Consider the following 17,946-nt stretch of genomic DNA (forward strand, 5'->3'; position numbering starts at 1 on the left):
TCAGTCCGCAGGCTGTTACGGACTGAAGTCCGCACTACAAACGATCGCGCGGCGGGTTGCAGGTGGGTGTAGGTTGGGTTTGCCCGAACCTGCAGCTTTGTCGAATCAGTATTATGTGTTGGGCTGGTTTTAAGGGCCCAACCTAAGCTCTTTAAACTAGAATAGAAAGTAAATTTAAGGGGTTAATTATTATGCAAAGTATTAAAGTGCGATCGCGCGTCGGTGCAGACGGAATTACTTCTTGAGAAAGATTGTTTGCAGACTTAGAGGAAAACGATGATCGAACAACTGACCCCGCAACAACAAGCCCTGATTGGAGTTTATCGAGAAAAGTGGCGGAGAATTGCACTCTCCACTGAGCCGATAGATCGCGAAGAAGCAGCAAAATCGGTAATATTTGCCTATGCAGCCATCGGCTATAAAGAGCCGCAGATAATAATCTGTGATAGCCCCCGTGCCGCTGTCGATCGCATCTTTATCCCAATTTTTGAAAGCTGCCAAGAATCTCTATCTTGGAGGAACATCAAACAGGAAATAACCGCAGTTTTAGGCCATAATCTGACCTACAAAATGCTGAGTCAAATGGTGACAAGAAAAGGAGTTTTTTTTTATATGCTGAATACAGAGGTATATATATTTCTAAACGGCCAATTGGTAGACTATTTTAATCTGCTGCTGTGGTCAACATTTGGCAGTTTAGAAAGTTGTATCAATTCTCGCAGACAAATCACCGGAATTTATACATTGCACGAAAGATGGCGTAAATTCGAGAGGTTTGCCAGATACAAACATAATGACATCAATAAATTTTTTTTTGCATCGATATCTCGCGGCGCGTTAAGTGATTTCTATATTTCAGTATTAAACGGCGATCGCGATCCAGTTAAATGGAGAGCATTTCAGTTGCTAGTTGCCAACTGCGGGTGGATTTATCCTTTTGAAAAAGTTTGTATTGTGTGCGATCGCCCCCGCATCCTCTCTTTCGACTCCCAACACCGCCTCCACGCCGAAGGTGCACCCGCCATTCAATTTGCCGATGGATACAGCGTCTACTCCTATCACGGCGTTACCTTGCCCGAAAAATATGGAAAACTGCACCCGAACGAATGGCGCTCGGAATGGCTTTTAGAAGAAAAAAATGCCGAACTGCGGCGAGTGCTAATTCAAGCAATTGGTTACGATCGCATTTGCGAATAATTAGCAGCAGTTGTATTAGATACTTGGCAAGAATACACTTTATTAAAAATTGATACAACCGTTGACGTAGAGCCAATTTATCTGTTAAAAATGACTTGTCCCAGCACGGGATTTATTCACGCTTTACGAGTGCAGCCCGATATTAAATCAGCACGAGAAGGGATTCGCTGGGTAAATTGGGGAGTCGATCCAGAGGATTTTTCAGTACAAAGTTAAGGAAGCAAGAGTTATGCAAATGATTAAAGTGCGATCGCGCGTCGGTGCAGACGGGATGCTGCATTTGCAAATCCCCGGCGGTATCAAAGATACAGATTTGGAAGTTATTGTAATTTTCCAGCCGATTGTACCTGCAACTGAGGCTAAAACAGCGGAAGATTTAGGCTGGTCGCCGGGGTTTTTTGAAAGAACGATCGGGTGCTTTCAGGATGAACCTTTAGTCCTAGGAGAGCAAGGGGAATATGAAATACGGGAAGAATTGCTATGATTTATATTTCGGTAGGGTGCTTGTGGCGTACCTTACAAAAACTATGAAACTCTGAAATAGATCGCCTACAATCAAAATCAAAAGCTCCCTATCAACAATGCCTGCAATCAAAATAACATTATGAAATTCAGCCTAGATGTAGAAAACAACCCCACAGGTTGGCCAGACCACACTCAGCTACCAGAATCCGACGGCACTTTTGTGAAAAACTTTCAAGAACTTCCCCAAAGCATTCTGTTAACCGATTCAATTACTCCTGTCTTCCAAAACATTCATCCAGATGGTAACTATTGTATCGGTCAAGACAGCGGCATTTATTGGCGGTTGACAGAGCCGTTAGAACGGGGTGCAGAAGCGCCGGACTGGTTTTATGTTCCCAACGTTCCGCCCACAATTGACGGTCAATTGCGCCGTTCTTATGTGATGTGGCAAGAATTTGTAGCGCCGTTAATTGTGTTGGAGTTTGTATCGGGGAATGGTGCAGAAGAACGGGACAGAACGCCTTTATTGCGATCGGGTCAACAGGAAACTAAGCCAGGTAAATTCTGGATTTATGAAAATGTCATCCGTCCGGCTTTTTATGGGATTTATGAAGTGACAAAGGCGAGTGTTGAAGTTTACCATTTAGTAGATAATAGCTATCATTTAGTCCCGGTCAACGATCGCCATCATTATCCCATTCAACCGTTAGGAGTGGAATTGGGCATCTGGCAGGGGAGATATCAAAATGCTGAATTACCTTGGCTGCGCTGGTGGGATAGTGCAGGGAATCTGCTGTTAACGGGCTTTGAAAGAGCTGAAGAAGAGCGGCAAAGAGCCGATCGCGCCCAACACCAATTAGAGCAATTGCGCGCTCAATTGCGATCGGCCGGCCTTGAACCCGAATTGTGAGGGAAACCATTGCTGGGAGGGGATTGAGGGAGTCAAGGGGCGATCGCCCTCATTCCCAGCGATCGCGCCTAAAAACTTTACAATGGCGATCGGGAAGAGCGATCGCTCCTATTGAAGTTAAAATTTAACAAAAGCTCAAAATAAAAATATGGGACTCTTTGACAAAATTCGCGGCGAATTTATCGATATCATCGAATGGTTAGACAACACCAACGATACCATTGCCTATCGATTCGAGCGCCACCAAAACGAAATTAAACAAGGTGCTAAACTCACCGTCAGGCCCGGACAAGTAGCAGTCTTTGTCAACGAAGGTAAAGTAGGAGATGTCTTCGAGCCGGGAATGCACGAACTGAACACCCGCAACTTACCCCTTCTGAGCACCTTACAAGGTTGGCCCTACGGTTTCAACTCTCCCTTTAAAGCAGAAGTTTACTTTTTTAACACCAAAATATTTACCAACCTGAAATGGGGAACCGCTAACCCCATTATTATCCGCGATCCAGAACTCGGCCCAGTGCGAATGCGCGCTTTTGGAACCTACAACATTAAAGTTTACAATCCACAACAACTCTTAAACCAATTAATCAGCACAGACGGACTATTTCAAGTCGATGAAATTAGCGAACAGCTACGAAACACAATAGTCACTGCCTTTGCCAATTGGGTTGGCATATCCCGCATTCCCCTGCTAGACTTTGCAGCCAACTACACACAAATGGGCGAACAAATACGCATAGCCCTACAGCCAAATATCCAGCAGTTCGGGTTAGAATTAACTCAGATATTAATTGAAAATATCTCGATGCCGGCTGAAGTGGAAGCAGCACTAGACAAACGAGCCTCGATCGGACTTCTGGGAAATATGCAGCAATATACCCAATATCAAGCTGCTAACGCTATAGAAGCATCAGCCAATAACCCCAGCGGCGGCAATCAAGCATTAGAATTGGGCATGGGAATGGCAATGGGTCAGCAAATGACAAATATGATGCAATCCCCAGCATCGCCAACATCGCCAACACCGCCGCCACATCTCCCAGCAACACAAACTCAGTGGTACATTGCCCCAAACAGTCAACAATTAGGGCCCTTTGAATTGCATCAACTTCTGCAAAATGGTTTGACACATCAGGTAATGGTTTGGCGGGCTGGTTTTGACGGCTGGAAGTTAGCATCGCAAGTGCCGGAATTAGCATCTTTATTGGCTACAGTGCCGCCGCCTCCCCCACCAGCAGCCACCTAAGATTTGGCATATTTAGGTAATCGGTAATTCGTAATCGGTACGCTTTCCCGATTGCCGATTACCTATTGCGTGTAACCTCACAAATAAACTACTATTATGAATAATTCTGAAGCTGCTGTTAAACGTTTTCCCTGTCCTAGCTGCGGCGCTTATTTAGAGTTCAACCCCCAAGCAGGAAAGCTAAAATGTGCTTACTGCGGCTGGGAAGATGCAATTCCTCAAAGTGCCGAAGAAGTACAAGAAAATTCTTACGAACAATATCTAAAACCAGACAAAACGACGCTGACAACTTTATCAACAACAGCCTTAGAAGTAAAATGCAATGATTGCGGAGCAAGTATTACTTTTGAACCGCCGAAAGTTGCGGGGAAATGTCCGTTTTGCGCTTCTCCAATTGTGGCGAAACCCGCAAAGGCCAGCCCTAGCTTACACCCAGAGGGAATTGTCCCCTTTCAAGTTACTGATAAACAGGCCAGAGAAAGCATTCAGAAGTGGCTTAGCAACCGCTGGTTTGCTCCTTCTGCTTTGCAATCCCTAGCGCAACAGGAGAAAATTCAAGGGGTTTATTTGCCGTTTTGGACTTACGACTGTTATACGGTGAGTTATTATAGGGGCGATCGCGGAGAACACTACTACGTGACTGAGAGTTATACAGAAACAAATGCTAACGGTGAAACTGAAACTAAAACCCGCCAAGTGCAGCATACCAGATGGTGGCCTGCTTCTGGCAGAGTCGATCGCACTTTTGACGATATTCTGATTCCGGCTACAACTTCAGTCGATCGCAATCGCCTAGATGAGTTAGAACCTTGGCATCTCAAAGAGTCGCTGCGCGCGTACAATTCATCTTATTTAGCTGGATTTGAAGCACAGCGATCGCAAGTTTCTCTCCCTCAAGGATTTGAATCTGCTAAAAATGTCATGGCGGGTACTATTCACTTCGATATTTGTAGACATATCGGCGGTGACGAGCAGCGGGTTCACAGCATTTCTACAGATTACAATGCTATCACTTTTAAGCACATTTTGCTACCTGTGTGGATGTGTGCCTATCGCTATCAAAACAAGCAATATCAAGTAATAGTTAATGCTCGCACCGCTGAAGTTCAAGGCGATCGTCCCTACAGTGTTTGGAAAATTACTGCTGCTGTTGTTAGCGGTATCGTGTTTGCGGGTGCGATGTACCTATTGTTTAGTGGTAATTGGAGATATATCCCTATTCCCGGCCTACCTGAGCCCGAATCCCAACCAACTTCGTTTGTGGATGAAAGCGCAAGATTGTCGGAAAAACCCGGTTTCTGAGTTGTCGTTGCGTGGCCGAGAAACCGGGTTTTTTGCCAAGTTTTTCGATGAAAGCGCAAGATTGTCGGAAAAACCCGGTTTCTGATTCGTCGTTGCGTGGCGTAGAAACCGGGTTTTTTGCCAAGTTTTTCGATGAAAGCGCAAGATTGTCGGAAAAACCCGGTTTCTGATTCGTCGTTGGTGGGATTGCTTGCTAAACTATATTATCAACATTCAACTCACCGAGACGCTTCAAAATACTCAGCACAGTGTACAAATCATTCCCCGGATTGAACATAGAAAACCAGCGAGAAAAAGCGTACTGCGGTGTTTCCCCCTTAACCAACTTGACAAATAAGAAGTTAGAGCCATTCATTAACAAACCGTAAGTAGGTCGATCGCCCGTCACACTACCTAACATATAAGCTAATAACTGCGGAATCCCTACCTCCAAAGAAAACGCCGCTTTTTTCGACTCGACAACTATTACCCAAAACTCCTGAAACAAAGCCAAAACATCCATTTGTCCCCTGACAATTAGTCCTTCATCTTCGTCAACAATTTCTACAGATTTTTCTGAAGTAACATGAAAAGGAGCCAGATAAAAATCTGCTAAATCTAAAAGCGGAGACAACACGACCATTTTGACTGTATTTTCTAGAAGTGGCGGATGTTTGAGCAAATTCCTATAACTTGCTTTCACTCTGTCTAGTCGCTGCTTTTCAGCATCAGTTATTTCTGGCAAATCATCTTGCCACTCCCGAAAGAATTGGTCATCCTCAACCCACTCAATTTTGAATTGGGCTTCCAAATCATTCAGTGCAATATTTCTAGCTTGAATTGTTTGTACCATGAATTTAACTTTTTTAACCAATTGTTTTGATAATTTATGATAGCAAAACTTAATAAGGCGCGAAGAGAAGAGGAGACGGCCGTGCTCGTCGTTGCGTGGCCGAGAAACCGGGTTTTTTGCCAAGTTTTTCGATGAAAGCGCAAGATTGTCGGAAAAACCCGGTTTCTGATTCGTCGTTGCGTGGCCGAGAAACCGGGTTTTTTGCCGTGTCAAATTAAGGTTAAATCTAGTCAGAGATTGCTGTTTGGCTATTAAGGCCAGATCCCCCCTAACCCCCCTTAAGAAGGGGGGGACAAGAGTGTTTAAAGTCCTCTTCTTAAGAGGAGGACAGGATTCTGATCAAAGTCCCCCTTCTTAAGGGGGATTTAGGGGGATCTGGCCTCGGCTGTGAACGAGAGATACAAAGGTTTTTAAGCGATTTTTCACACGATGAAGGCGATTGCCGTCTCCTCTATACAGATTGCCGAGAAAATGTAACGACTTGTAACGTATAATTAAGGCGAAGCGAACAGAGGGCAGTAGTATTAAATGCGAGTTGCGATCGCCGGAGCCGGCTTAGCAGGACTATCCTGTGCAAAATATCTCACCGATGCGGGTCACACCCCCATCCTCCTAGAAAGTCGGGACGTACTCGGCGGCAAAGTAGCCGCTTGGAAAGATGCAGATGGTGACTGGTACGAAACCGGCCTCCACATATTTTTCGGTGCATACCCAAATATGCTCCAACTATTCAAAGAACTAGACATCGAAGACAGGCTGCAATGGAAAGAGCACTCGATGATTTTCAATCAGCCGGAAACACCCGGAACCTATTCGCGCTTTGACTTTCCGAATATTCCGGCCCCCTTCAACGGCCTTGTGGCTATCCTCAGAAACAACGATATGCTCACCTGGGGCGAAAAAATCAGTTTCGGCCTCGGTTTGGTTCCGGCGATACTTCAGGGCCAGAAATACGTTGAAGAAATGGACAAATACTCCTTTTCCGACTGGCTCAAAAAGCAAAATGTCCCCCCCAGAGTCGAAAAAGAAGTATTCATCGCCATGTCCAAGGCGCTGAATTTTATCGACCCCCACGAAATATCTGCAACCATTCTGCTGACAGCCCTCAACCGCTTCTTGCAAGAGACAAAAGGCTCGCAAATGGCTTTTTTAGACGGTTCCCCTACGGAGAGGTTGTGTCAGCCGATGGTAGACTACATAACTGAACGCGGTGGCGAAGTCCGACTCAACGCACCCATTGGTGAGTTTTTGCTCAATGATGACAATACCGTGCGCGGTTTCCAGATTCGGGGCGTGAAAGGGGCAGAGTCAGAAGTTCTGACGGCTGATATTTACGTTTCGGCGATGCCGGTTGACCCGCTGAAGTTGATGATGCCGAAACCTTGGGCCGAAATGGGTTATTTCAAAAAGCTCGAAGGTTTGGAGGGTGTACCGGTGATTAATGTACACTTGTGGTTCGATCGCAAGTTAACAGATATCGACCACTTGCTGTTCTCGCGATCGCCCTTGCTGAGCGTCTACGCCGACATGAGCAACACCTGCCGCGAATATGCCAATCCAGACAAATCCATGCTGGAACTGGTACTCGCACCGGCCAAAGACTGGATAGGCAAGTCTGACGAAGATATCGTCGCAGCCACAATGGTCGAGTTAGAAAAACTCTTTCCCGACCAAATCCCAGAACCCGCCCAACTGCTCAAATATCACGTAGTCAAAACCCCACGTTCCGTCTACAAAGCCACTCCCGGCCGTCAAGAGTGCCGTCCCACCCAAACAACTCCGATTAGCAATTTCTATCTAACGGGGGATTATACAATGCAGCGTTATCTTGCGAGTATGGAAGGTGCCGTGCTTTCTGGTAAGCTGACAGCGCAGGCTATTTCAACGGCCAATAACAAATGAAAAATTAAGAATTTTTCATAAAACAGTAAAAAAATCTCCCGTTGTCTAAACGGGGGAATGTCAGTTCTAATCTTTAAATTTCTTATTCTCGGATGCTGCAACTGTCAAAACTCCAGTGCATGAGAACTCTGGCCTCTTTGGATGAATCCTACGAACTGTGCCGCCAAGTCACAGCGAGTTATGCCAAAAATTTTTATTTAGGCACTCAACTCATGCCCGAAGCTAAGCGTCGGGCTATCTGGGCGATTTACGTCTGGTGCCGCCGCACCGACGAACTCGTAGACGGGCCAGGTTCTGAGGCTACGACCCCTGAAACCCTAAATTTGTGGGAAAAACGCCTAGAATCGCTGTTTGCGGGGCATCCGCACGACGATTATGATGTCGCTTTGGTGGATACTTTGTCTCGTTTCCCGATCGACATTCAGCCGTTTCGAGAGATGATTGCGGGCCAGCAAATGGACTTGTACCGCAGCCGCTACGAAACTTTTGAAGAGCTCAATCTTTACTGTTATCGAGTAGCGGGTACTGTCGGGCTGATGTCGATGTCTGTGATGGGTGTGGACGAATCGAACCGGGCTGCCAACTGGAATTGGCACTGGGGAAATAAAATCCCCAAAGAAGAAGCAATCGCCCTCGGTATAGCCAAGCAGTTAACTAACATTCTGCGCGATGTCGGAGAAGATGCCAGTCGCGGCCGCATTTACCTGCCCTTAGAAGACTTAGCGCTGTTTAACTACACCGAAGAAGACTTGTTCAACGGTGTGATTGACGAACGCTGGCGGGAATTGATGAAGTTTCAAATTCAGCGAGCTCGCAAATTATACGCCAGCGCCGAACCCGGAATCAAAGTTTTGAGTCCCGATATCCGCTGGACAGTGTGGGCTGCTACGATGTTGTACAGCAGAATCTTAAATGCGATCGAACGGAATCAGTACGATGTTTTCCAGAAGCGGGCTTATGTCAGCAATTCTCAGAAACTGCTGTGTCTCCCCGCCGCTTGGATCAAGTCAAAAGTGCTTTAGCCGCTGGCCATATTGCTTCGATATCAGTCCGCGCCGGCGGACTTTGTTATGGCGCATCGAAATTCTATTCGGAGGGCTGATTTTTGCTTTCCAGCAATTGTTTTTCCTGCTGGAGTTTGGCTTCTAAATTGTGAATTTGTTCGCGGCGGGCTTCAAGTTCGATCGATCTGCGAGACAATTCTTGACCTTGCAAAGTGAGAGATTGGCGACACTCTTCTGCTTTCTGGGCTTCTTGCTGCAAAAAATCGGGAGTAAAGCCTGTGGCTAAATACTTTTTAACTAATTCTAGCACCCAGTTTGTAGCGGTTTGAACCTGCAAAATGTTGCGATTTTCGCCAATATCTGCTAATACTAGCATTCCTTCATTTAACACATTTTGATTAGAATTTGGCGGCACTATCAAGACAGTTTGTTCGGTAAGAATAGCCCAAGCCTCATCAGCATTTTGACAAGCCAGTAATTGCAGACTTATCTCATCTAAAATATCCTTCTTTTGTACTTGGGCTAAATATAGCATCAGGGTAATTGGTAATTGGTAATTGCGATTTTTTAACCAGTCTTAAAAACTACGATACAAATCCTGTAGGGGCGGGTTCACAAACCATTTATGGTAAGAATGAATAATATTATAAACCCGCCCCCACCAACAATAAAAATGTACGATGAATTTATTGGTAAGATGTTGATGTAAATAATGGCGGAGATGGGGCGGGTTTATGAGATTGTTTGTGAATTTCATAGATGGTTTATGAACCCGCCCCTACGGGATTTTGGGAGGTTTTTTATGCAGCGACGCACACCATAAACAAAAATGGCAATAACCTCAGAAACCGGGTTTCTTTCGAGATTTCTCGTAACTAAACAGAAAATTTCGTAGAAACCCGGTTTCTAGCCCCACCCGCGACTAATGACTAATGACTACTGACTAATGACTACTGACTACTGACTAAAACAACTTTAGCCGATCGCGCAAAATCTCAGCTTGTTTTTCGGCTTCAGCCAAAGCATCCCTCGCCCCCTGAACCACATCAGGAGTAGCCTTATCCACAAACTTCTGATTAGTCAAACGCGCCGCAGTATGCTTAATTTCAGCTTCCACCTTGCTTAACTTCTTCTCTAACTTACCGCGCAAAGCCACTAAATCCACCACCCCAGCCAGAGGAATCAATACTTGTACAGTACCGACAACCCCAGCGATTGTCTGTCCCAAATCTGCATCTAAACTAGCTGTCACCGTCAGATTTTCCACCCTTGCCAAATCTTTGATGTAAACGCTTCCATCCGAGAGAATTTGGCGTTCCTTCTCGCTTTCGCTTTGCAAAATCGCCGTCACCTTCAGACTCGGTTTGATATCAGAATCTGCCCGCAAATTGCGAATAGTGCGAATTGTCCCGAACAGCAACTCAAACTGCTGTTCTAATTCTGGATCGATCAGCGATGTATCCGCTTCAGGATAAGCTTGCAAAGCCAAACAATCACCGTCACCTGTTTGAGTCAGAGTGTGCCAAATTTCCTCAGTAATGTGCGGCATAAAAGGATGCAGCAATTTCAGAATTCCTTCCAATACAAAAGCAAAAGTTTGCTGCGCGACTTTCTTAGAATTTGGTTCAGCATCCTGTTGTAAGCGAGACTTGACCAACTCAATATACCAGTCGCAAAAATCACCCCAAATAAACTCGTAAAGATTCTTAGCCGCTTCTCCCAAACCGTAAGTTTCCAAAGAATTGCGGCTTTGTTGCACAACTTGATGATAGCGAGAAAGAATCCAGCGATCGCACAATTCCAAACCAACACCTTCTACAGCCGGACTTCCCAACTGCTGCGGAGTCTGTCCCTCCAAATTCATCATCACAAACCGGGCCGCATTCCACAGCTTATTTGTGAAGTTCCGGGACGCCTCGACTGATTTCGATTCATCAGTTTTGCGATCGTACTCCATGCGAATATTCTGCCCGGCCCCAATCACTTCCTTAACCAAAGTGTAGCGCAAAGCATCAGTCCCGTACTTAGCAATCAACAACAGCGGGTCAATACCATTGTTTTTACTCTTAGACATTTTGTGACCGTTTTCATCCAACACCAAACCGTGAATGTAAACAGTCTCAAACGGCATCTTTTCCGTAAAATGTCCTGCCATCATCGTCATTCTAGCAACCCAGAAAAAGATGATATCAAAACCTGTCACCAGAGTAGTTGTCGGATAGTAAAAATCAAAATCCTTAGTTTCCTCCGGCCATCCCAAAGTTGAGAAAGGCCACAAGCCAGACGAGAACCAAGTATCCAATACATCTGGATCTCTTGCTAATTCGACATCTTTGCCAAACTTAGCCTCCGCTTTTTCCCTAGCATCAGCTTCACTTTTAGCCACCACAAACGGCGTTGTATCAGTAATTTCGCCGTGAGTTTCGCTAACAGCATACCAAGCAGGGATTTGGTGTCCCCACCATAATTGGCGCGAGATACACCAATCTTTTAGCTTCACCAACCAATCGCGATAAACCTTTGTCCATCTGTCAGGAACAAAGACTGGTGAGTTACTTTTATCTAATGCTTCTAAAGCGCGTTGAGAAAGCGGATCTATTTTCACAAACCATTGAGTAGATAGCAACGGTTCGACGGGGACTTTGCCACGTTCGCTATACGGTACTGTATGTTTGTAATCTTCGATTTTTACCAGAACCCCGTCAGTTTCTAACCGCTTTACCACATTTTTGCGGGCGACAAATCTGTCTTGTCCCTGGAACTCTCCGGCATTTTCATTTAAAGTGCCATCTTTGTTCATGATGTTAATAAACGGCAAATTGTGACGCTTACCCATCTCGAAGTCATTCGGATCGTGGGCGGGAGTCACTTTGACGCAGCCAGTTCCGAAAGTTGGATCGACAAACTCATCGGCAATGATTGGAATTTCGCGATTGGCGATCGGCAAAGTGATAGTTTTACCGATAAGATGTTTATAGCGATCGTCCTGTGGATTCACCGCCACGCCAGTATCGCCCAGCATCGTTTCCGGCCGAGTAGTCGCCACCTCCAAATAACCGGAACCGTCGGTCAAAGGATAGCGGAAATGCCACAAATGCCCCTCAACTTCCTGCTGGTCAACCTCCAAATCCGACACAGCAGACTGACTCGCCGGACACCAATTCACCAAGTAATTGCCGCGATAAATCAGCCCCTCATCGTAGAGGCGAACAAAGGCTTCTAAAACCGCAGCGGATAGGCCTTCATCCATCGTAAAGCGTTCTCGCGACCAATCGACAGACACGCCCAAACTGCGGAGTTGATTAGTAATAGTATTGCCAGATTCAGCTTTCCATTCCCAAGCGCGTTCTAAGAATTTTTCTCGGCCTAAATCGTGGCGAGTTTTGCCTTCTGCTTTGAGTTGTTTTTCGAGAATTGTTTGAACTGCGATGCTAGCATGATCCGTTCCCGGCAACCACAGGGTATTGCGTCCAGTCATGCGGTGATAGCGGACGAGGACATCAATGAGGGTTTCTTCAAAGGCGTGTCCCATGTGGAGGCTGCCGGTGACGTTGGGGGGCGGGATGACGACGCAGTAGGGTTCGCCGCCTGTTTCTGGGTCTGCTTTGAAGGTTTGGTTGTCTTCCCAGTATTTTTGCCACTTGGTTTCGGTGGCTTTGGGGTCGTATTGGGGCGGTAGGTTTGCGGTCATTTGCTGCAAGGGTGCTGTTTTTATATTAAGATTGTGCCACAGAAGGGAGGAGAAGAGTTTTAAACCACATCAGTGCCAGAGGATGTTAGAGGGAAGAGCGATATTCAAGGCGGGGCGGGTTTACTATATCTCTCGTTTTCATTATATATCTTGGCGAAGCTGCCCCCTACAAATATTATGGTAATTGAGATGAAACATTGTAATTTTACGTTAAAATAAAGGTAGAATTCACAGGTATCATGGCATTATGAATGTAGCAGCACTTCGACATCAAATCGATCGATGGCTCGATCGACTCTCTCCAGAACATCTGGCATTGGTTGCGAGTTTTATAGAGTTTCTAAGCCAAAAGCAACGTCAAGGGGTAATCATTTCGCAAAATAATCTGCTAGAGGTTTTCTCAGCAGAAATCCAAGAGATGCCTGCTGCTAATTCTTTTAGTATTCCAGAACCCTCAGAAATTGACGGAGAGGGCCAATCTAAAACAGCGCTTCTACAAGATTTTCGGCAAGCTTGGCACGAAGCCATGACTGGGCAAACCATTTCGGTTGCTCAAATGTGGGAAGGAATTGAAAATGACTGACTTGCCCTTAATTCAAGTTATAGTTTCACCAACCTTCAATCGCAATTTACGCACTCTTGCCAAAAAATACCGCAGCATACGCAATGATATTCAACCCATTATCGAACAACTCACACGGGGAGAACTGCCAGGAGATCGAATTGCTGGAGTGGGTTATGCCGTCTTCAAGTTAAGAGTCCGAAATAGCGACACTCAAAAAGGTAAAAGTGGTGGATATCGTTTAATTTACTACGTCCAAACAGCAACGGGAATCATTTTGCTGACCGTTTACACCAAATCCGAACAGGTCGATATTGCAGCAGAGGATATTCAGAATATTATTACAGAATACGAGCAGCAGCAGAGCGAAGAGCGAGAGGATATTTAAGAGTTGGGGAATCTTTCGCCGTAGAAGATGAGGTTTCGATAGAAATTATCAAACAAAAGTTTGTAGTTTGTAGGTGGGATTTAACATTGGTGATATCTAATTGGGGCTTGCTGAATATAACTAGAAGCTATGACTGCCAACGGTTTCAAGGTTTTTAAAGACAAAAAAGTGCAAGGTTATGACGTTTGTCGGCTCAAAATCCTTGGATTTCGGTGGAAAATTGTGGAGTAAATTTGAAAACCCATCTCCGAATCTCCCATTTTTCAAGCTGTTTGGCACCTAGATTCGATTTGTGGACTTTTTCAGCAAGCCCTAATTGTTTAAAACTTCCGAAGTCTTGAAGAATGCGGATTTTTAAGGCATATTAACGGCCTTTACGACTGTTTACAAATATTATTTGACCTCCTTATAATCCACCCCATAACTCGTATCTCTCCCCGACAAATACGTCGTTTTCCCGGTTAAAGTCTCCAAAGTTTCTCTGGTTTTACTCGAAGTAATCGTATTCAGCGGTACTCCTAACTTGCTAGCCAAACCAGCGGCTACGCCCACACCTTGTCCTTGATAAATATTCACTGTCGCAATTCGCCCGACTGATACCGCCATACCGACATATCCGGACGATCGCCCTACAATAGCTAAATTACTCACTTTACTCGCCAAAGCGCTCTCTATCCCGAAATTATACACCGGCAGCGACGGAATTCTCGAATCCAAATCCTTGACTCCGCCCCGCAAGTCGAAATCATAGGAGAAACTGCCGATCGACTTTTCGGGTAATGTGCCACCTTGGATAATCTCTTTCCCCGTCAGCGGCGCTACCACATCGCGCACATTCAAAGTTTGTCTGATATAAATCTCATCCGGGATAAATAGTCTCACATCTTTACCCGATTTTTTTTGCAGCCATTCTTGCAGGTATGATATTTCTTGAACCATTGCAGGAGTCGGTTTTCTGCCGTTAGCTTCCATCTTCATCAATTCGTCAACTTTGTATTTAAACAAAAACCCGTTCCACGACATCGAGTTATTTTTATAAACGCAAATATTTGCCTTATCAAAGAAGAATCCTTTTTCTTGAGTGAAGGGGAGATTTCTATCTACGTGATAGGCTGCCCCGATCGCTACGCTTCTGATATTATATCCATCTGTATAGGCCTGATAAATCGTACTGTCAAAGTTCCTCATCCAGAATTCTGTACTGGCAGGATCTTTATATTTGCTAATGCTAGTTTTAATCTTTTCTACTAAAGGAGTGTCGTAGAGAATCTTATCTTCTATTTTGCGTAAATCGGCGATCGTTAGCCCGGTAATTGTCGGAACTACAGATATAGCTAAGGATTCATTTTTCGATTTTATGTTTTGCGATTCATATCCTGTATAATAAGATAATCCGGCTTTTCTTGCCAGTTCTGCATCTTGAGTTACATCAATAAAGGAATTAGCTTGTATTTTGCTTTTACTGTTGTTGACTTCGGCATATTCAATTTTATTATTGACTACGTGAGGAGTCAGAGTTGAGTTGGAAATAACTTTAACTCCGGCTTCGGAAAGCATCTCTTTAAGAGCTTTGTCGGCGGTTTTTGGTTCTAAGCAAGATTCGGGAACATTGGCTTTATCTAAGAATTCCCGGAAACATTGGGCGTAGGGTTGGCGGTACCAGTCGGGGATTTTATCTAAATCGACGTAACCTAAACCGCCGCGGGTGAGTACGCCGCCCAAGAGATCAGTTGCGTAGTTCGATCGCACGATCGCAACTTTGCCTTTTTCACCTAAAGTTTTCTTAGCCCATATCGCCGCACATATTCCCGGTACTTCATCGCCATACACTACTACATCGAACTTTCTATCTGCTGATGTTTGAGGCAATTTTGAAGTTTTGCTGGTTGTGTGTCGGAGACTTTCGGTGTCTGATGTGGCGCTGGCTGGGTTTCTGTGTGTGATGTCGTTGGCAGCTTTTTGGAAGTGCCCTGAGTCAACTAAAATTTTGACTGCTACGAAGAAGATTGCGATCGAAGCTAATTTCTTGAAGGTAGAGGGCATTTAGTTGACTCGTTGATAAATTTGCATTACCTGAAAGCGCTGTTCAGGGTTGACGCAGTTGAATATACCACTTTTAGGTAAGTTTGGGATAACTTTCGCATTTGTTTGGCTGCGCGCTTGTGGTTTGAGAAGGCAAGTGGCGGCGGTGGAGGCGATCGCACTTTTGACTCTCTGACTCCCTAATTTACTGGTAATGTGATATGTAGTGGGCATAAAAGGGCGATCGCGACTTAGCTCAATAGTTTCTCATGATGCAGCTACCTGATGAAATTGAGGGAACCATAACAAAATGACAAAAAATATACAGATAACGATCGAAGCAATTGACCATACATCCCCTCATTTGCAAACCGTTATAGCACTAGGTGATGCCAATAAAAAAACTCTGGGCTTATTACCAAGAGATGCTTTTATAGAATATGCAATCAAGCGCACGATCCTTGTAGCTATCGATCCAGATAAAAATTGTATTGGTTATCTGCTATACCGGAAGGCGATCAGAAAGCACGCAATTGTTATTGTTCATCTCTGCATCAATCCGTCATGGCGTGGCAAAGATGTTGCTAAAAAGCTAGTCAATTACTTAAGTCAAAAAACTCAGGATTTTTATAGGATTGAGCTAAAATGCCGCCGAGACTATGGAATAGACGGGATGTGGTATAAATTAGGCTTTGTTCCCTTAGATGAAAAGACCGGAAAAAGTAAGGATGGTAAGCTTCTTACAGTTTGGTGGCTAGAGCACAATCATCCTACCATATTTTCTTATGCTGCTAATCAGAAGCTTGAATCTAAGCTTTGTGCAGTCATCGATACAAGCGTTTTCTTGGAATTGCACGGAAATGAAGAGCTTAAAACTACAGAATCCGACTCTCTGCTCGCTGATTGGTTGCAGGATGATTTAGAGTTGTGCATCACCGATGAAATTTTCAATTATATCAATACAATTGATGATGCTCAATTAAGAAATAGCAAACGATCTTTGGCTAATACTTTTACTCATTTGTTGTATGATAAAACCCAAATTAAAAATATTTTAGATTCAATTACTCAACTTTTAGCCGAACAATCTATAACTTTTGATAGAGCCACAACAAGTCAATTAGCTATGATTATTGCTTCTGATTCTCAGGTATTTGTTACTCGAAACACAGAAATCCTGAATTTAGCTGATGAACTTTATCGAAAATTTACACTGGAAGTAATTAGCCCAACAAATTTAATTTTAAAATTCGATGATATTCGCAGAAATGTTGAATATCAACCTGTTCGCTTAGCTGGTACATTTCTCAAGATGAAAATTATCCAAAAATTTGAAGAATCACGATTGATTGAGAGTTTTTATGCTAGTGAAAAGGGAGAAAATGAGGGAGATTTTCAACAACGACTACGCCATATTATTGCGAATAAAAATAAATTTCAATGTTGTGTTTTTTTACAAAATGAAAATATACCACTTGCTTTAATTGTTTTTGATAGACAGGAAAATTACGAACTAAAAGTGACAATTATGCGAATTCGTTCTGGGGCTATAGCGGCTACACTGGCACGGTACTTGGTTTTCTATTCTCTATCACTCTCAGCCCATGAAAATCGACAGTTTACCAGAATTATTGACCCCTATCTGGAAAAAACAGTTTTACAAGCTATTCAAGAAGATGCTTTTGTTCGAGTTAATGATGGGTATATGAAGGCGAACATTGCTGTTGCAAAAACATCAGCAGAACTATCTAAGTACCTTGCAAAATTAGCGGCTATGGGACAAGAATATAATTTTTGCCTTAAAATTGCAGAAACTCTTAATACCAAAGAATTAACTCAAGATTTAATAACCATATCTGAGCTTGAACGTCACCTTTGGCCAGCTAAGATTATTGATGCTGACTTGCCTGCATTTATTATTCCTATTCAGCCAAGATGGGCAAAAGATTTGTTTGATGAAGAGTTGGCTAATCAGTACCTCTTTGACTCTCAATCCGACCTAGCTTTAAGGCGCGAACTGGTGTACTATAAAAGAAATAATGGCGGTCTAAAACCTCGTGTTATTGGTAGAATTTTATGGTATGTGAGCTCTGATACATCATTTACTTTAGGGACACAAGAGGTGAAAGCTTGCTCTAGGTTAGAGGAAGTTATTATAGACAAGCCGGAAAATTTATATAGACAGTTTCGCAGTTTAGGTGTATATGAATTAAAAAATTTAAATACAATAGCAAAAAACCAACCAGATCGAGATATTATGGCTATAAGATTTAGCTATACTGAGATATTCACTAAACCGCTGACATTAAAGAGGCTTCGGGAAATACTTGGCAATCAAACAACGGTTCAAAGTTTATTTAAGATTTCAAAGGAACAATTCGCAATAATATATAATGAAGGAACCGCGAAATGAAGAAAGGATTGT

Annotated in this window: 15 protein-coding genes and 1 pseudogene; 11 read left to right on the forward strand and 5 right to left on the reverse strand. The window is 44.0% G+C overall.

Translation table 11 applies throughout. The features are described 5' to 3' along the window. Positions 1–276: 276 nt before the first annotated feature. From QUB52_RS13930 to QUB52_RS13955, 6 genes and pseudogenes are all read left to right on the forward strand, one after another. A pseudogene (locus QUB52_RS13930) lies at positions 277–1,413 on the forward strand (DUF6745 domain-containing protein). A gap of 13 nt (positions 1,414–1,426) precedes the next feature. Continuing rightward, positions 1,427–1,681, forward strand: a complete 255-nt coding sequence (locus QUB52_RS13935; RefSeq protein WP_265233534.1) for a hypothetical protein — start codon at positions 1,427–1,429, stop codon at positions 1,679–1,681. 120 nt (positions 1,682–1,801) lie between these two features. Continuing rightward, on the forward strand, positions 1,802–2,572 hold the full coding sequence (locus QUB52_RS13940; protein ID WP_332973507.1) for a Uma2 family endonuclease: 771 nt from the start codon (positions 1,802–1,804) through the stop codon (positions 2,570–2,572). Beyond that, positions 2,569–2,700 (forward strand): hypothetical protein, encoded by a 132-nt coding sequence (locus QUB52_RS13945; protein ID WP_265233532.1) that lies wholly within the window; start codon positions 2,569–2,571, stop codon positions 2,698–2,700. The genes QUB52_RS13940 and QUB52_RS13945 overlap by 4 nt, the downstream gene beginning before the upstream one ends. 20 nt (positions 2,701–2,720) lie before the next feature. Further along, complete coding sequence (locus QUB52_RS13950; RefSeq protein WP_332973508.1) at positions 2,721–3,818, forward strand: SPFH domain-containing protein; 1,098 nt, start codon at positions 2,721–2,723, stop codon at positions 3,816–3,818. 96 nt (positions 3,819–3,914) lie between these two features. Then, complete coding sequence (locus QUB52_RS13955; protein WP_332973509.1) at positions 3,915–5,120, forward strand: hypothetical protein; 1,206 nt, start codon at positions 3,915–3,917, stop codon at positions 5,118–5,120. A gap of 193 nt (positions 5,121–5,313) precedes the next feature. Here QUB52_RS13955 and QUB52_RS13960 read toward each other — a convergent pair whose 3' ends face one another. After that, positions 5,314–5,952 (reverse strand): restriction endonuclease subunit R, encoded by a 639-nt coding sequence (locus QUB52_RS13960; RefSeq protein WP_332973510.1) that lies wholly within the window; start codon positions 5,950–5,952, stop codon positions 5,314–5,316. A gap of 528 nt (positions 5,953–6,480) precedes the next feature. Between QUB52_RS13960 and pds the strand changes: the two genes are divergently transcribed. After that, positions 6,481–7,854, forward strand: a complete 1,374-nt coding sequence (gene pds / locus QUB52_RS13965; protein WP_332973512.1) for a 15-cis-phytoene desaturase — start codon at positions 6,481–6,483, stop codon at positions 7,852–7,854. A gap of 92 nt (positions 7,855–7,946) precedes the next feature. Next, positions 7,947–8,876 (forward strand): 15-cis-phytoene synthase CrtB, encoded by a 930-nt coding sequence (gene crtB, locus QUB52_RS13970; protein ID WP_332973514.1) that lies wholly within the window; start codon positions 7,947–7,949, stop codon positions 8,874–8,876. A 64-nt stretch (positions 8,877–8,940) separates the two neighbouring features. Here the strand turns inward: crtB and QUB52_RS13975 are convergent, their stop codons facing one another. Together QUB52_RS13975 and QUB52_RS13980 are read right to left on the reverse strand one after the other, a co-directional pair. Next, on the reverse strand, positions 8,941–9,393 hold the full coding sequence (locus QUB52_RS13975) for a hypothetical protein (RefSeq protein ID WP_332973515.1): 453 nt from the start codon (positions 9,391–9,393) through the stop codon (positions 8,941–8,943). A 429-nt stretch (positions 9,394–9,822) separates the two neighbouring features. After that, positions 9,823–12,549 carry a valine--tRNA ligase gene (locus QUB52_RS13980; protein ID WP_332973516.1) on the reverse strand — a complete coding sequence of 909 codons (2,727 nt, stop codon included), beginning with the start codon at positions 12,547–12,549 and terminating at the stop codon, positions 9,823–9,825. Positions 12,550–12,796: 247 nt separating this feature from the next. On the opposite strand from QUB52_RS13980, the gene QUB52_RS13985 reads away from it, so the two are divergent. After that, positions 12,797–13,132: a hypothetical protein gene (locus QUB52_RS13985; protein WP_332973517.1), complete on the forward strand. Its 336-nt coding sequence runs from the start codon at positions 12,797–12,799 to the stop codon at positions 13,130–13,132. Further along, a complete protein-coding gene (locus QUB52_RS13990; protein ID WP_332949192.1) occupies positions 13,125–13,499 on the forward strand; it encodes a type II toxin-antitoxin system RelE/ParE family toxin in 375 nt (124 codons plus the stop codon). Before QUB52_RS13985 ends, QUB52_RS13990 begins: the two co-directional genes overlap by 8 nt. Before the next feature lie 393 nt (positions 13,500–13,892). On the opposite strand, the gene QUB52_RS13995 is transcribed toward QUB52_RS13990, so the two are convergent. Both QUB52_RS13995 and QUB52_RS14000 read right to left on the reverse strand, forming a co-directional pair. Continuing rightward, positions 13,893–15,542, reverse strand: coding sequence for an FAD-dependent oxidoreductase (locus QUB52_RS13995; RefSeq protein ID WP_332973518.1), 1,650 nt, complete (start codon positions 15,540–15,542; stop codon positions 13,893–13,895). Next, positions 15,543–15,755, reverse strand: a complete 213-nt coding sequence (locus QUB52_RS14000; protein WP_332973519.1) for a hypothetical protein — start codon at positions 15,753–15,755, stop codon at positions 15,543–15,545. A gap of 76 nt (positions 15,756–15,831) precedes the next feature. Between QUB52_RS14000 and QUB52_RS14005 the strand changes: the two genes are divergently transcribed. Next, on the forward strand, positions 15,832–17,934 hold the full coding sequence (locus QUB52_RS14005; RefSeq protein ID WP_332973521.1) for a GNAT family N-acetyltransferase: 2,103 nt from the start codon (positions 15,832–15,834) through the stop codon (positions 17,932–17,934). Positions 17,935–17,946 lie beyond the last annotated feature (12 nt).

It is taken from the genome of Microcoleus sp. A6-C6, assembly GCF_036705955.1.
Taxonomy (GTDB): domain Bacteria; phylum Cyanobacteriota; class Cyanobacteriia; order Cyanobacteriales; family Microcoleaceae; genus Microcoleus.

Coding starts and splice junctions, on each gene's coding strand:
- QUB52_RS13935 (WP_265233534.1), top strand. CDS start 1,427: ATGCAAATGATTAAAGTGCGATCGCGCGTCGGTGCAGACGGGATGCTG.
- QUB52_RS13940 (WP_332973507.1), top strand. CDS start 1,802: ATGAAATTCAGCCTAGATGTAGAAAACAACCCCACAGGTTGGCCAGAC.
- QUB52_RS13950 (WP_332973508.1), top strand. CDS start 2,721: ATGGGACTCTTTGACAAAATTCGCGGCGAATTTATCGATATCATCGAA.
- QUB52_RS13955 (WP_332973509.1), top strand. CDS start 3,915: ATGAATAATTCTGAAGCTGCTGTTAAACGTTTTCCCTGTCCTAGCTGC.
- QUB52_RS13960 (WP_332973510.1), bottom strand. CDS start 5,952: ATGGTACAAACAATTCAAGCTAGAAATATTGCACTGAATGATTTGGAA.
- pds (WP_332973512.1), top strand. CDS start 6,481: ATGCGAGTTGCGATCGCCGGAGCCGGCTTAGCAGGACTATCCTGTGCA.
- crtB (WP_332973514.1), top strand. CDS start 7,947: ATGCTGCAACTGTCAAAACTCCAGTGCATGAGAACTCTGGCCTCTTTG.
- QUB52_RS13975 (WP_332973515.1), bottom strand. CDS start 9,393: ATGCTATATTTAGCCCAAGTACAAAAGAAGGATATTTTAGATGAGATA.
- QUB52_RS13980 (WP_332973516.1), bottom strand. CDS start 12,549: ATGACCGCAAACCTACCGCCCCAATACGACCCCAAAGCCACCGAAACC.
- QUB52_RS13985 (WP_332973517.1), top strand. CDS start 12,797: ATGAATGTAGCAGCACTTCGACATCAAATCGATCGATGGCTCGATCGA.
- QUB52_RS13990 (WP_332949192.1), top strand. CDS start 13,125: ATGACTGACTTGCCCTTAATTCAAGTTATAGTTTCACCAACCTTCAAT.
- QUB52_RS13995 (WP_332973518.1), bottom strand. CDS start 15,542: ATGCCCTCTACCTTCAAGAAATTAGCTTCGATCGCAATCTTCTTCGTA.
- QUB52_RS14000 (WP_332973519.1), bottom strand. CDS start 15,755: ATGCCCACTACATATCACATTACCAGTAAATTAGGGAGTCAGAGAGTC.
- QUB52_RS14005 (WP_332973521.1), top strand. CDS start 15,832: ATGACAAAAAATATACAGATAACGATCGAAGCAATTGACCATACATCC.